The organism is Herbaspirillum sp. RV1423 (assembly GCF_000577615.1).
Taxonomy (GTDB): Bacteria; Pseudomonadota; Gammaproteobacteria; order Burkholderiales; family Burkholderiaceae_D; genus Herbaspirillum.
In genome coordinates, this window is sequence record NZ_CBXX010000063.1 from 1 (window position 1) to 12,434 (window position 12,434).

A 12,434-nucleotide genomic window follows, 5' to 3' on the forward strand; every position below is an offset into this window, starting at 1 on the left:
ATGGTCATGCCGGGCGACAACGTATCGATCACAGTGCAACTGATCAACCCGATCGCAATGGAAGAAGGTCTGCGTTTCGCTATCCGTGAAGGCGGTCGTACCGTCGGCGCAGGTGTCGTCGCCAAGATTTACGACTAATCGTCAAGTAGTCTTTACTATTGCCGCGGATGGTTCTCATCCGCGGTTCGTTCTTTAAAGGAAAACCATGTCAGTTCCTAGCCAAAAAATCCGCATCCGCCTGAAGGCATTCGACTACCGTCTGATCGACCAGTCCGCGTTGGAAATCGTCGATACGGCAAAGCGCACCGGCGCCGTCGTCAAAGGCCCTGTTCCGCTGCCGACACGCATCCAGCGTTTCGACGTTCTGCGTTCGCCGCACGTCAACAAGACTTCGCGCGATCAGTTTGAAATCCGCACGCACCAACGTCTGATGGATATCGTTGATCCGACCGACAAGACTGTCGACGCATTGATGAAGCTGGATCTGCCGGCTGGCGTTGATGTAGAAATCAAGCTGCAATAAGCTTTGCGGCAGGTGTTGTAAAAAAGTATGGCCGGATAAAACTTTGACATACCACGACACAGTCGGGTATTGCAAATAAAAATTTACCCAGTTATACTGATCGGCTTCGGTGGAGTTGCGGGATTCGTGACTCCACATATTTTAGTTGCACAAACATCAGCCCCGCCCAATCGCAGGCGGGAATGGAGAAAACAATGAGCCTAGGCCTTGTTGGTCGCAAGGTTGGTATGATGCGTATCTTTACGGAAGACGGGGATTCTATTCCTGTGACCGTGTTGGACGTGTCGAACAACCGCGTGACTCAAATTAAAACGCCTGAAGTGGATGGCTATTCCGCTGTTCAGGTTGCATTCGGTCAGCGTCGCGCGTCCCGCGTGACTAAAGCTGCTGCCGGTCACTACGCCAAAGCCGGCGTCGAGGCTGGTACCGTTCTGAAGGAATTCCGCATTGACGCAGCCAAGGCTGCCGAGTTGAAAGCCGGCGACGTCGTCGCGGCAAGCTTGTTCGAAGCTGGTCAGAAGGTGGACGTGCAAGGCGTGTCCATCGGTAAGGGCTACGCTGGTACGATCAAACGTTACAACTTCGCATCCGGTCGCGCATCCCACGGTAACTCCCGTTCGCACAATGTTCCCGGCTCCATCGGTATGGCGCAGGATCCAGGTCGTGTTTTCCCTGGTAAGCGCATGACCGGCCACCTGGGTGACGTTACTTGCACAGTGCAAAACCTCGAAATCGCACGCATCGACGCCGAGCGTCAGTTGCTGCTGGTTAAGGGCGCCGTGCCTGGCGCAAAGAACGGTCAAGTGGTCGTATCGCCGGCAGTTAAAGTTAAAGTCAAGAAGGGAGCCTAATTATGGAACTCAAGCTCCTGAATGATCAAGGTCAAGCCGCATCGAACGTCGCTGCTCCTGATACCATCTTTGGTCGTGATTACAATGAAGCGCTGATTCATCAGGTCGTCGTGGCTTATCAGGCCAATGCTCGCAGCGGTAACCGCAAGCAAAAAGACCGTGAAGAAGTGCATCACACGACCAAAAAGCCGTGGCGCCAAAAGGGTACCGGCCGTGCGCGTGCCGGTATGTCGTCCTCGCCTCTGTGGCGCGGTGGTGGTCGTATTTTCCCGAATTCGCCAGACGAAAACTTTTCGCACAAAGTCAACAAGAAGATGTATCGCGCAGGTATCTGCTCGATTCTGTCCCAGTTGGCTCGCGAAGGTCGTTTGTCGATCGTCGAGAATTTCTCGGTGGAAGCGCCGAAGACCAAGCTGTTGTCGCAAAAGCTGAAGGTCATGGGTCTGGATTCCGTGCTGGTCATTACCGACAATCTGGAAGAAAACCTCTTGCTCGCTTCGCGTAATTTGTCGAACGTGCTGGTTGTCGAGCCACACCAAGCTGATCCGGTCTCCCTGGTGTTCTACAAGAAAGTGCTGATCACCAAGCAAGCACTGGCAAAGATTGAGGAGTTGCTGGCATGAACGCAATTAAACATAGCGAAGAGCGCTTGATGAAAGTGCTGCTGGCGCCGGTGATCTCTGAAAAAGCCACTTTCGTCGCCGAGAAGAACGAGCAAGTCGTTTTCCTGGTCACGCAAGATGCGACCAAGCTGGAAGTCAAGGCTGCGGTCGAATTGCTGTTCAAGGTTCAAGTGGAATCGGTTCAGGTCGCGAATCGTCAAGGTAAGCAAAAGCGTTCCGGCCGTTCGGTCGGTCGCCGCAACCACACACGTCGCGCATTTGTCAGCCTGAAGCCCGGTCAAGAAATCAACTTCACCGAGGAGGCTAAATAATGGCACTCGTAAAAGTGAAGCCAACCTCGCCAGGTCGGCGCGGTATGGTCAAGGTCGTCAATAGCGACCTGTACAAAGGCCGTCCGTTTGCCGGTCTGATCGAGAAGAAATCCAAGACTGCCGGTCGTAACAACAACGGTCACATCACTACCCGTCATATCGGTGGCGGTCACAAGCAACATTACCGCGTTGTCGACTTTCGTCGCAACAAGGACGGCATCGTTGCCAAGGTCGAGCGTATCGAATACGACCCGAACCGTACTGCGCACATCGCTTTGTTATGCTATGCGGATGGTGAGCGCAAATACATCATCGCTCCCAAGGGCATCGCGGTCGGTGATCAGTTGATCAGCGGTTCAGAAGCACCAATCAAGGCTGGTAATACGCTGCCGATCCGCAATATTCCTGTTGGTACAACAATCCACTGCGTGGAAATGTTGCCTGGCAAGGGTGCCCAGATCGCTCGTACTGCAGGTGCTGGCGTTGTGTTGATGGCGCGCGAAGGTACTTACGCCCAGGTTCGTCTGCGTTCCGGCGAAGTGCGCCGTATCCACATCGAATGCCGTGCAACGATCGGTGAAGTCGGTAATGGTGAGCACAATCTGCGCAAGATCGGTAAAGCTGGCGCCATGCGCTGGCGCGGTGTTCGTCCGACAGTGCGTGGTGTGGTCATGAACCCGGTCGATCACCCGCACGGTGGTGGTGAAGGTAAGACTGCAGCAGGTCGTCATCCGGTTTCGCCGTGGGGTCAGCAGACCAAGGGCAAGAAGACACGCAGCAACAAGCGTACGACTTCAATGATTGTCTCGCGCCGCGGCAAGAAATAAGGATAAAACATGACACGTTCATTGAAAAAGGGTCCATTCTGCGACGCTCACCTGGTTAAAAAGGTTGAAGCAGCTCAAGCGACCAAAGACAAGAAGCCAATCAAGACATGGTCCCGTCGTTCGACAATTATGCCGGATTTCATTGGTTTGACGATCGCGGTGCATAACGGCAAGCAACACGTGCCTGTCTATGTCTCCGAAAACATGGTTGGTCATAAACTCGGCGAATTTGCGCTGACCCGGACATTCAAGGGTCATGCTGCCGACAAAAAGGCTAAGAAATAAGGTCCTATGATGGAAACTAAAGCTACCCTGCGTGGTGTGCATCTATCGGCCCAGAAGGGCCGTCTGGTTGCAGACCTGATCCGCGGCAAAAAAGTTGATCAAGCACTGAATATCTTGGCCTTCAGCCCTAAAAAGGGCGCGGTCATCATCAAGAAGGTTCTGGAGTCCGCCATCGCGAACGCCGAACACAATGATGGTGCCGACATTGACGAGCTCAAAGTCAAGACCATTTATGTTGAAAAAGGTACGGTCCTCAAGCGCTTTACAGCGCGTGCAAAAGGCCGTGGTGATCGTATTTCCAAGCAATCCTGTCACATTTACGTGACTGTCGGAAACTAAGGAGTCACGATGGGACAGAAGATTCATCCAACCGGTTTCCGTCTGGCGGTTACACGTAACTGGGGATCGCGCTGGTATGCAGGCAATAATAATTTTGCCACCATGCTCAACGAAGATCTGAAGGTTCGTGCTTACCTGAAGACAAAACTGAAGAACGCTTCGGTTGGTCGCGTCGTTATCGAGCGTCCGGCGAAGAATGCCCGCATCACCATTTACAGCTCCCGTCCAGGCGTTGTGATTGGTAAGAAGGGCGAAGACATTGAAGTGCTGAAAACGGCACTTGGCAAGCTGATGGGCGTGCCCGTGCACGTCAATATCGAAGAAATCCGCAAACCGGAAGCCGATGCGCAACTGATCGCCGATTCGATTGCACAGCAGCTCGAAAAGCGCATCATGTTCCGCCGCGCCATGAAGCGCGCTATGCAGAATGCAATGCGTCTGGGGGCTCAAGGCATCAAGATCATGTCGTCGGGTCGTTTGAACGGCATCGAAATCGCTCGTAAGGAATGGTATCGTGAAGGCCGGGTGCCTCTGCATACCCTGCGTGCAGATATCGATTACGGTTTCGGCGAAGCTCAAACCACCTACGGCATTATCGGTATCAAGGTGTGGGTATACAAGGGCGATCGTCTGGCCAATGGTGAAGCGCCAGTGCTGGTCGGTGAGCCGGAAGACGACAAGAAGCGTCGCGGTCCGCGTCGTGACGATGGCAAGCCAGGTGCTCGTCCTCGTTCGAAGACCGGCGGTGCTCCAGCAGGTGCGGGTGCCAAGCGTGCTCCACGTCAAGCTGCCGATGCCGGTGTGTCGGCTGAGAAAGCAGGAGAATAATCATGCTGCAACCAGCACGTAGAAAATATCGTAAAGAACAAAAAGGTCGGAATACGGGTATCTCGCACTCGCGCGGTACGGCCGTATCGTTTGGCGAGTTCGGTCTGAAGGCAGTCGGTCGTGGTCGTATCACGGCGCGTCAGATCGAAGCCGCTCGTCGCGCTATGACCCGTCACATCAAGCGTGGCGGTCGTATCTGGATTCGTGTTTTCCCGGACAAGCCAATTTCCCAAAAGCCTGCTGAAGTGCGTATGGGTAACGGTAAGGGTAATCCAGAGTACTACGTGGCTGAAATTCAGCCAGGTAAGATGCTGTACGAGATGGACGGTGTTGACGAAGCTCTGGCGCGTGAAGCGTTCCGCTTGGCAGCAGCCAAATTGCCATTGTCGACGACTTTTGTTGTTCGTCAAGTCGGTCAATAATAGGAGCGGAATATGAAAGCATCTGAACTCCGTGGTAAGGACGAAGCGGCTCTGGCCAAAGAATTGAATGAGTTGTTGAAGGCTCAATTCAGCTTGCGTATGCAAGTGGCCACACAGCAACTGAACAATACCGCGCAACTGAAGAAAGTACGTCGCGACATCGCACGCGTGAAAACAGTCATCAATTCGAAGGGTCAACAATGAACGATCAAGTGAAACAAGCGCTCAAGCGCACGCTGATTGGCAAGGTTGTGTCCGACAAGATGGACAAGACTGTCACCGTCCTGATTGAGCGTCACGTCAAGCATCCCCTGTACGGCAAGATCATCGTGCGTACCAACAAGTACCATGCCCATGATGAGTCGAATCAGGCAAAGACTGGCGACACGGTCGAGATTCAGGAAGGTCGCCCAATCTCTAGGACCAAAGCTTGGAGTGTAACGCGCGTTGTACAAGTAGCACAAATAGTTTAAGTATCGCTTGCTCACTCAGCATTATGGTGCCATAATGCTGAGCTCTACTTTGCTTCTTGGTGTTTGGCAAGGATCAGAGGCAAGATGCTTTACGTAGCTTAATCGTCCCCTAACTAGCAGGCTTGCTTGCTAACAGGACCAAGACTGACCGCGACTCACATTGTGTGATTTGAGCGGATTAAGTTGGGAAAGAAAATATCATGATTCAAACTGAAAGCCGGCTCGAAGTGGCCGACAACACAGGTGCGCGCGAAGTGTTGTGCATCAAAGTCTTGGGTGGTTCCAAGCGCCGTTATGCAGGCATCGGTGACGTGATTAAAGTTACCGTGAAGAGCGCAGCTCCTCGTGGTCGCGTCAAAAAAGGTGAAATTTACAATGCTGTCGTCGTTCGTACCGCGAAGGGCGTGCGTCGTCAGGATGGTTCCTTGGTCAAGTTCGACGGCAACGCTGCCGTTTTGCTGAATGCCAAATTGGAGCCTATCGGTACCCGTATTTTCGGGCCAGTTACTCGTGAGCTGCGTACAGAGCGCTTCATGAAGATCGTCTCTCTGGCGCCTGAAGTTCTGTAAGGAGTGGTCATGGGAAAGATTCGTAAGAACGATGAAGTCATCGTGCTGACCGGCAAAGACAAGGGTAAGCGCGGTGTGGTAACTCAGCGTGTCAGCGCTGATTACGTTGTTGTTGAAGGCGTCAACGTTGCTAAAAAAGCGACCAAGCCTAATCCAATGACTGGTGCAACTGGCGGCATCGTCGATAAGCTGATGCCAATTCATGTGTCGAACATTGCGTTGTTTAACGCGGTTTCCGGCAAGGCAGATCGCGTGGGTTACAAAAGCGTGGACGGCAAGAAGGTCCGTGCTTATAAATCCAGCGGCGAAGTTGTTAAGGTTTAATAGATCATGGCACGTCTCCAAGAGTTCTATAAAGAAAAAGTCGTTGCCGACTTGACGGCTAAGTACGCTTATAAGTCGGTAATGGAAGTTCCGCGCATTCTGAAGATCACATTGAACATGGGTCTGTCGGAAGCCGTCGCGGATAAGAAAATCATCGAGCACGCTGTCGGCGACCTGACCAAGATTGCTGGTCAAAAGCCAGTCGTGACCAAAGCGCGTAAGGCAATTGCGGGTTTCAAGATCCGTGAAGGTTATCCGATTGGTTGTATGGTGACCTTGCGCGGCGCCCAGATGTATGAGTTCCTGGATCGTTTCATCACCGTGGCCCTGCCGCGTGTGCGTGACTTCCGTGGGGTATCCGGTCGTGCTTTTGATGGTCGTGGCAACTACAATATCGGTGTGAAAGAGCAAATCATTTTCCCCGAAATTGAATACGACAAAATCGATGCGCTGCGTGGCTTGAATATCAGCATCACGACTACCGCGAAGACCGACGATGAAGCGAAAGCGCTCCTCGCCGCATTTAAATTTCCGTTCAGAAACTGAGGCTGCCATGGCAAAACTGGCACTGATTAACCGTGAACAAAAGCGTGCAGATCTGGTAAAGAAATACGCCGGCAAGCGCGCTGAGTTGAAGGCTATTATCGACGATCAATCCAAGTCGGAAGAAGAACGTTACGAAGCGCGCCTGAAGTTGCAAGCGCTGCCGCGTAACTCGGCTCCGACTCGCCAACGTAACCGTTGCGCATTGACAGGTCGTCCACGTGGCACATTCCGTAAGTTCGGTTTGGGCCGTATTAAGGTCCGTGAAATCGCCATGCGTGGCGAAATCCCGGGTTTGACTAAAGCCAGCTGGTAATAGGAGAACAAGCAATGAGTATGAGCGATCCTATCGCCGATATGCTGACCCGTATCCGCAATGCGCAAGGTGTGCAAAAGACTACAGTCGTGATGCCGTCGTCGAAAGTCAAAATCGCGATTGCAAACGTCCTCAAGGACGAAGGTTACATCGAAGACTTCGTCGTGGCTGAAGCTGGCGGCAAAGCAGAACTGAAAATCGGTCTGAAGTATTACGCCGGTCGTCCAGTTATCGAGCGCCTCGAGCGCGTATCCCGTCCAGGCCTGCGTATTTACAAGGGCAAGGATGAGATTCCTAATGTGATGAACGGCCTGGGTGTGGCAATCGTTTCCACTCCACGTGGCGTCATGACAGATCGCAAAGCGCGCGCTACCGGTGTCGGTGGCGAAGTGATTTGCTACGTGGCCTAAGGAGTGCAATATGTCTCGTGTTGGTAAAATGCCGATTGCACTGCCGAGTGGCGCGGAAGCGACCATTACTGCAGCGCAGATCACAGTAAAAGGCCCGTTGGGCTCGCTTTCCCAGCCATTGACTGGCCTGGTGAAGGTTGCAAACAACAATGGCACGCTGAACTTCGAAGCTGCCAATGACAGTCGTGAAGCAAACGCGATGTCCGGTACCCTGCGTGCGTTGGTCAATAACATGGTCAACGGCGTCACAAAGGGTTTCGAAAAGAAGCTGAACTTGGTTGGCGTGGGTTTTCGTGCACAAGCGCAAGGCGACAAGCTGAATCTGTCGCTGGGCTTTTCGCACCCGATCGTTCACCAGATGCCACAAGGCATCAAGTGCGAAACTCCGACTCAGACCGAGATCTTAATCAAGGGTATCGACCGCCAGGTAGTTGGCCAGGTCGCCGCTGAAATCCGTGCATATCGTGAGCCAGAGCCTTATAAGGGCAAGGGCGTTCGTTATTCGGACGAAGTGGTTGTACTCAAAGAAACCAAGAAGAAGTAATAGGGGTTGACGATGGACAAGAAACAATCACGTCTGCGCCGCGCGACTCAAACCCGTGCCAAGATCGCAGAATTAAAGGTGAATCGCCTGGCCGTGCATCGTACGAACACGCACATCTACGCGAGCATCATCGGCCCCGACGCAAACGTTCTGGCTTCGGCATCCACGTTGGAAGCAGAAGTGCGCCAACAATTGGCTGGCCAATCGGGCAAGGGCGGCAACGCTGCTGCCGCGACACTGGTGGGCAAGCGCGTCGCCGAGAAGGCATTGAAAGCTGGAGTAACCGAAGTTGCATTTGATCGCTCCGGTTTCCGTTATCACGGTCGCGTCAAAGCGTTGGCTGAAGCTGCGCGCGAAGCCGGCCTGAAGTTCTAAGGAAAATCATCATGGCAAAAATGCAATCCAAAACGCAAAGCGATAAGCCAGATGACGGCATGCGCGAAAAAATGATCGCGGTCAACCGTGTCACCAAAGTGGTGAAGGGTGGTCGTATCATGGGTTTCGCGGCGCTGGCAGTGGTCGGTGATGGCGATGGCCGTATCGGCATGGGCAAGGGCAAGTCGAAGGAAGTGCCAGTTGCAGTGCAGAAGGCAATGGAAGAAGCTCGTCGCAAGATGATCAAGGTTACCTTGAAGAACGGTACTCTGCAGCATACCGTGACTGGCAAGCACGGCGCATCGTCGGTGTTGATGTCGCCAGCCAAGGACGGTACCGGCGTGATCGCCGGCGGTCCGATGCGCGCAATTTTCGAGGTGATGGGCGTGACCAACGTCGTTGCGAAGTCGAATGGTTCTACCAATCCTTACAACATGGTCCGTGCGACACTCGACGGTTTGGCCAAAATGAACACTCCAGCAGAAATTGCAGCCAAGCGCGGCAAGTCTGTTGAAGACATCCTGGGCTAAGGTGAAAAAGATGGCAAACACAATCAAAGTGCAACTGGTCAAGGGTTTGATCGGTACTCGCCAAGATCACCGTGCGACAGTGCGCGGCTTGGGACTGCGTCGCGTCAATTCGGTTTCCGAATTGCAAGACACCCCATCGGTTCGCGGCATGATCAACAAAGTGTCCTATCTTGTGAAAGTGGTGTCGTAAGCCTCAGGCTTGCGAACGGAGCAAATCATGGAATTAAACACAATCCAACCCGCAGAAGGCGCCAAGCATTACAAGCGCCGTGTCGGTCGTGGCATCGGTTCCGGTCTGGGTAAGACAGCCGGTCGCGGTCACAAGGGGCAAAAATCGCGTTCGGGCGGTTTCCACAAGGTCGGTTTCGAAGGCGGTCAGATGCCTTTGCAACGTCGTTTGCCAAAGCGTGGTTTTAAATCGCTGGCAACGCCGTACAAGGCTGAAGTTCGTTTGTCCGATCTGGAAAATCTGCCAGTGGGCGAAGTCGATATCTTGGCATTGAAGCAGGCCGGTATCGTTCATGAACTGGCCAAGGTTGTCCGTATCATCCTGTCGGGTGAGCTGACCAAGAAAGTAACAGTCAAAGGTTTGATTGCTACCAAGGGTGCGAAGGCTGCTATCGAAGCTGCCGGCGGCTCTGTAGTTTAATCTCACAGTTGACGCGGAGCATTAATTGGCGACTACCCCTCAACTTGCTAAAGGCGCTGCAAAAGGTTTCCCTTGGGGACGTTTGTGGTTTTTGCTGGCAGCATTAGTTGTATATCGCATCGGTGCTCATATCCCCGTACCAGGGATTGACCCGACGCAGTTGGCGCAATTGTTTAAACTAAACCAGGGCGGCATCTTGGGCATGTTCAACATGTTCTCTGGCGGTGCCCTGTCGCGTTTCACGATTTTCGCTCTTGGGATCATGCCGTATATTTCGGCGTCGATCATTATGCAGTTGCTGTCGGTAGTCTCGCCGCAGCTTGAGGCGTTGAAAAAAGAAGGTGAAGCTGGCCGTCGCAAGATTACCCAGTACACCCGCTACGGCACCTTGGTGCTGGCGACGTTTCAGGCGTTGGGTATTGCTGTCGCATTGGAATCGCAAGCCGGCCTTGTGCTGGATCCGGGTCTGGCGTTCCGCCTGACGACGGTTGTGACGCTGGTGACTGGCACGATGTTCCTGATGTGGCTGGGCGAGCAGATCACAGAGCGCGGTTTGGGTAATGGTATTTCAATCATTATCTTCGCTGGTATTGCGGCTGGTTTGCCGAACGCATTGGGCGGTTTGTTTGAACTGGTTCGCACCGGTTCGATGAATGCCTTGTCGGCGATCCTGATTTGCCTGATTGTGGCACTGGTGACGTTTCTGGTGGTATTCATCGAACGCGGCCAACGCAAGATCCTGGTGAACTATGCGAAGCGTCAGGTTGGCAACAAGATTTACGGCGGTCAAAGTAGTCATTTGCCGTTGAAGTTGAACATGGCCGGTGTCATTCCTCCCATCTTCGCTTCGTCGATCATCTTGTTTCCGGCAACGATCACGAGTTGGTTTACTTCGGGCGACACATCGAATCCTTTCATTCGCTTTTTGAAGGATTTGGCAGCGTCGATGGCGCCGGGTGAACCGATTCATGCGCTACTGTATGCGATTGCAATTGTGTTTTTCTGCTTTTTCTATACTGCGTTGGTGTTCAACAGCAAGGAAACTGCGGATAATCTGAAAAAGAGCGGTGCATTTGTTCCCGGTATTCGTCCCGGCGACCAGACAGCACGTTACATCGATAAGATCTTGATGCGCTTGACGTTGGCTGGTGCGGTGTACATCACACTGGTTTGCTTGTTGCCTGAGTTTTTGATCGCACGTTGGAAGGTGCCGTTCTACTTCGGTGGGACCTCTCTCCTGATCATTGTGGTGGTCACCATGGACTTCATGGCGCAGGTTCAGAATTACGTAATGTCACAGCAGTATGAATCGTTGCTTCGCAAGGCTAATTTCAAGGGCGGTATCACTTCACGATAGGTGAAGAGGGCGTCCAAAGGAACAAGAAGACCGAATGGCAAAAGACGACGTTATTCAGATGCAAGGCGAGATTCTGGAGAATCTGCCTAATGCGACATTCAGAGTTAAGTTGGAAAACGGACATGTTGTACTCGGCCATATTTCCGGCAAAATGCGGATGAATTATATTCGCATCCTGCCAGGAGATAAGGTGACAGTGGAACTGACTCCTTATGATTTGAGCCGGGCACGTATCGTGTTCCGTACCAAGTAAGTGTGAAATGAACCTAGTATTGAAAGAAAGAGGGCCACAATGAAAGTGCTCGCATCAGTGAAGCGGATTTGCCGCAACTGCAAAATCATCAAGCGCAAAGGCGTAGTTCGTGTGATCTGCACAGAACCGCGTCATAAACAGCGCCAAGGTTAATTAACGTTATTGATCGAGGAATAACGCATGGCACGTATTGCAGGGGTCAACATCCCCAACCATCAGCACACTGTGATCGGCTTGACAGCGATCTACGGTATTGGCCGTCCACGCGCGCAAGATATTTGCGTAGCGACCGGTGTCCCGACCAACAAAAAGGTCAAGGATCTGGACGATAACGAACTGGAAAAGCTCCGTGACGAAATTGCAAAATTCGTCGTCGAGGGTGACCTGCGTCGCGAACTGTCGATGAACATCAAGCGGTTGATGGACTTGGGCTGCTACCGTGGTATGCGTCACCGTAAGGGCTTGCCTTGCCGTGGCCAGCGTACCCGCACCAATGCGCGTACTCGCAAGGGTCCACGCAAGGCCGCTCAATCGTTGAAGAAATAATCCCCTAGCGTATCTGTAACTGCTAGTCGGTTCGGAATCAAGGAAATAATTATGGCAAAAGCCCCAAATAACGCCGCAGCAGCACGTGTGCGCAAGAAAGTTAAGAAGAACGTTGCCGAAGGCATCGCTCACGTCCACGCTTCGTTCAACAATACCATCATCACGATCACTGATCGCCAAGGTAATGCATTGTCTTGGGCGACTTCGGGCGGTGCTGGTTTCAAGGGTTCGCGTAAATCGACTCCGTTTGCTGCTCAGGTCGCTGCTGAAGCTGCCGGCAAGGTTGCAATCGAATGCGGTATCAAGAATTTGGAAGTGCGAATCAAGGGCCCGGGTCCAGGCCGTGAATCGGCTGTCCGCGCACTGAACAATCTGGGCATCAAAATCACCCAGATTCAGGACGTGACTCCGGTTCCGCATAACGGCTGCCGTCCACCGAAGCGCCGTCGTATCTAATCTGTAGTATAATCTTGCGCTTTTGCCGAGTTGGCAAAAGCGTTGGAAATCACCCGCCAATGACCTTGGCGGGTTTTGTT

General features: G+C 52.8%; 26 protein-coding genes and 1 pseudogene. All 27 read left to right on the forward strand.

The annotated features are described in order from the left end of the window. Nucleotides 1-138: pseudogene (gene tuf / locus RV1423_RS29525) on the forward strand (elongation factor Tu); the annotation flags it as partial. A 67-nt stretch (nucleotides 139-205) separates the two neighbouring features. Next, a complete protein-coding gene (rpsJ, locus tag RV1423_RS27365) occupies nucleotides 206-523 on the forward strand; it encodes a 30S ribosomal protein S10 (RefSeq protein WP_006464935.1) in 318 nt (105 codons plus the stop codon). 194 nt (nucleotides 524-717) lie between these two features. Further along, the gene (rplC, locus tag RV1423_RS27370; protein ID WP_034303790.1) at nucleotides 718-1,374 is read left to right on the forward strand and encodes a 50S ribosomal protein L3; all 657 of its coding nucleotides are present in this window, start codon (nucleotides 718-720) and stop codon (nucleotides 1,372-1,374) included. Between the two features lie 2 nt (nucleotides 1,375-1,376). After that, complete coding sequence (gene rplD / locus RV1423_RS27375; RefSeq protein ID WP_034303791.1) at nucleotides 1,377-1,997, forward strand: 50S ribosomal protein L4; 621 nt, start codon at nucleotides 1,377-1,379, stop codon at nucleotides 1,995-1,997. After that, nucleotides 1,994-2,308 (forward strand): 50S ribosomal protein L23, encoded by a 315-nt coding sequence (rplW, locus tag RV1423_RS27380; RefSeq protein WP_007875303.1) that lies wholly within the window; start codon nucleotides 1,994-1,996, stop codon nucleotides 2,306-2,308. Before rplD ends, rplW begins: the two co-directional genes overlap by 4 nt. Beyond that, the gene (gene rplB / locus RV1423_RS27385; RefSeq protein WP_034303792.1) at nucleotides 2,308-3,135 is read left to right on the forward strand and encodes a 50S ribosomal protein L2; all 828 of its coding nucleotides are present in this window, start codon (nucleotides 2,308-2,310) and stop codon (nucleotides 3,133-3,135) included. The genes rplW and rplB overlap by 1 nt, the downstream gene beginning before the upstream one ends. A gap of 9 nt (nucleotides 3,136-3,144) precedes the next feature. Further along, a complete protein-coding gene (gene rpsS / locus RV1423_RS27390) occupies nucleotides 3,145-3,420 on the forward strand; it encodes a 30S ribosomal protein S19 (protein WP_007875308.1) in 276 nt (91 codons plus the stop codon). A gap of 6 nt (nucleotides 3,421-3,426) precedes the next feature. Beyond that, the gene (gene rplV / locus RV1423_RS27395) at nucleotides 3,427-3,759 is read left to right on the forward strand and encodes a 50S ribosomal protein L22 (protein WP_183381547.1); all 333 of its coding nucleotides are present in this window, start codon (nucleotides 3,427-3,429) and stop codon (nucleotides 3,757-3,759) included. A gap of 9 nt (nucleotides 3,760-3,768) precedes the next feature. Continuing rightward, on the forward strand, nucleotides 3,769-4,587 hold the full coding sequence (gene rpsC, locus RV1423_RS27400; RefSeq protein WP_034303793.1) for a 30S ribosomal protein S3: 819 nt from the start codon (nucleotides 3,769-3,771) through the stop codon (nucleotides 4,585-4,587). Between the two features lie 2 nt (nucleotides 4,588-4,589). Beyond that, entirely contained in the window at nucleotides 4,590-5,009 is a 420-nt protein-coding gene (rplP, locus tag RV1423_RS27405; protein ID WP_007875315.1) for a 50S ribosomal protein L16, read from the forward strand. 12 nt (nucleotides 5,010-5,021) lie between these two features. Further along, complete coding sequence (gene rpmC / locus RV1423_RS27410; RefSeq protein ID WP_007875317.1) at nucleotides 5,022-5,213, forward strand: 50S ribosomal protein L29; 192 nt, start codon at nucleotides 5,022-5,024, stop codon at nucleotides 5,211-5,213. Further along, nucleotides 5,210-5,482, forward strand: coding sequence for a 30S ribosomal protein S17 (gene rpsQ, locus RV1423_RS27415; RefSeq protein ID WP_034303794.1), 273 nt, complete (start codon nucleotides 5,210-5,212; stop codon nucleotides 5,480-5,482). The genes rpmC and rpsQ overlap by 4 nt, the downstream gene beginning before the upstream one ends. Nucleotides 5,483-5,682: 200 nt before the next feature. Then, a complete protein-coding gene (gene rplN / locus RV1423_RS27420; protein WP_006464924.1) occupies nucleotides 5,683-6,051 on the forward strand; it encodes a 50S ribosomal protein L14 in 369 nt (122 codons plus the stop codon). 9 nt (nucleotides 6,052-6,060) lie between these two features. Further along, a complete protein-coding gene (rplX, locus tag RV1423_RS27425) occupies nucleotides 6,061-6,375 on the forward strand; it encodes a 50S ribosomal protein L24 (RefSeq protein ID WP_034303796.1) in 315 nt (104 codons plus the stop codon). Nucleotides 6,376-6,381: 6 nt separating this feature from the next. After that, nucleotides 6,382-6,921, forward strand: coding sequence for a 50S ribosomal protein L5 (gene rplE, locus RV1423_RS27430; RefSeq protein ID WP_007875323.1), 540 nt, complete (start codon nucleotides 6,382-6,384; stop codon nucleotides 6,919-6,921). A gap of 7 nt (nucleotides 6,922-6,928) precedes the next feature. Beyond that, entirely contained in the window at nucleotides 6,929-7,234 is a 306-nt protein-coding gene (gene rpsN, locus RV1423_RS27435; protein ID WP_007875333.1) for a 30S ribosomal protein S14, read from the forward strand. A gap of 14 nt (nucleotides 7,235-7,248) precedes the next feature. Next, nucleotides 7,249-7,644, forward strand: coding sequence for a 30S ribosomal protein S8 (rpsH, locus tag RV1423_RS27440; protein WP_034303797.1), 396 nt, complete (start codon nucleotides 7,249-7,251; stop codon nucleotides 7,642-7,644). 10 nt (nucleotides 7,645-7,654) lie between these two features. After that, a complete protein-coding gene (gene rplF / locus RV1423_RS27445; RefSeq protein WP_034303799.1) occupies nucleotides 7,655-8,188 on the forward strand; it encodes a 50S ribosomal protein L6 in 534 nt (177 codons plus the stop codon). Between the two features lie 12 nt (nucleotides 8,189-8,200). Next, a complete protein-coding gene (rplR, locus tag RV1423_RS27450) occupies nucleotides 8,201-8,563 on the forward strand; it encodes a 50S ribosomal protein L18 (protein ID WP_016836025.1) in 363 nt (120 codons plus the stop codon). Between the two features lie 11 nt (nucleotides 8,564-8,574). Next, a complete protein-coding gene (rpsE, locus tag RV1423_RS27455; RefSeq protein ID WP_007875340.1) occupies nucleotides 8,575-9,093 on the forward strand; it encodes a 30S ribosomal protein S5 in 519 nt (172 codons plus the stop codon). A gap of 10 nt (nucleotides 9,094-9,103) precedes the next feature. Then, nucleotides 9,104-9,283, forward strand: coding sequence for a 50S ribosomal protein L30 (rpmD, locus tag RV1423_RS27460; RefSeq protein ID WP_007875342.1), 180 nt, complete (start codon nucleotides 9,104-9,106; stop codon nucleotides 9,281-9,283). Nucleotides 9,284-9,310: 27 nt separating this feature from the next. Continuing rightward, complete coding sequence (gene rplO, locus RV1423_RS27465) at nucleotides 9,311-9,742, forward strand: 50S ribosomal protein L15 (protein WP_034303802.1); 432 nt, start codon at nucleotides 9,311-9,313, stop codon at nucleotides 9,740-9,742. Between the two features lie 25 nt (nucleotides 9,743-9,767). After that, entirely contained in the window at nucleotides 9,768-11,099 is a 1,332-nt protein-coding gene (gene secY, locus RV1423_RS27470) for a preprotein translocase subunit SecY (protein ID WP_034303803.1), read from the forward strand. A gap of 34 nt (nucleotides 11,100-11,133) precedes the next feature. After that, nucleotides 11,134-11,352 carry a translation initiation factor IF-1 gene (gene infA / locus RV1423_RS27475; RefSeq protein ID WP_005663428.1) on the forward strand — a complete coding sequence of 73 codons (219 nt, stop codon included), beginning with the start codon at nucleotides 11,134-11,136 and terminating at the stop codon, nucleotides 11,350-11,352. 39 nt (nucleotides 11,353-11,391) lie between these two features. After that, nucleotides 11,392-11,505, forward strand: a complete 114-nt coding sequence (gene rpmJ / locus RV1423_RS29530) for a 50S ribosomal protein L36 (protein ID WP_014004415.1) — start codon at nucleotides 11,392-11,394, stop codon at nucleotides 11,503-11,505. Nucleotides 11,506-11,532: 27 nt separating this feature from the next. Further along, complete coding sequence (gene rpsM, locus RV1423_RS27480) at nucleotides 11,533-11,898, forward strand: 30S ribosomal protein S13 (protein ID WP_016836021.1); 366 nt, start codon at nucleotides 11,533-11,535, stop codon at nucleotides 11,896-11,898. 51 nt (nucleotides 11,899-11,949) lie between these two features. Continuing rightward, nucleotides 11,950-12,354, forward strand: a complete 405-nt coding sequence (gene rpsK / locus RV1423_RS27485) for a 30S ribosomal protein S11 (RefSeq protein WP_007875349.1) — start codon at nucleotides 11,950-11,952, stop codon at nucleotides 12,352-12,354. Nucleotides 12,355-12,434 lie beyond the last annotated feature (80 nt).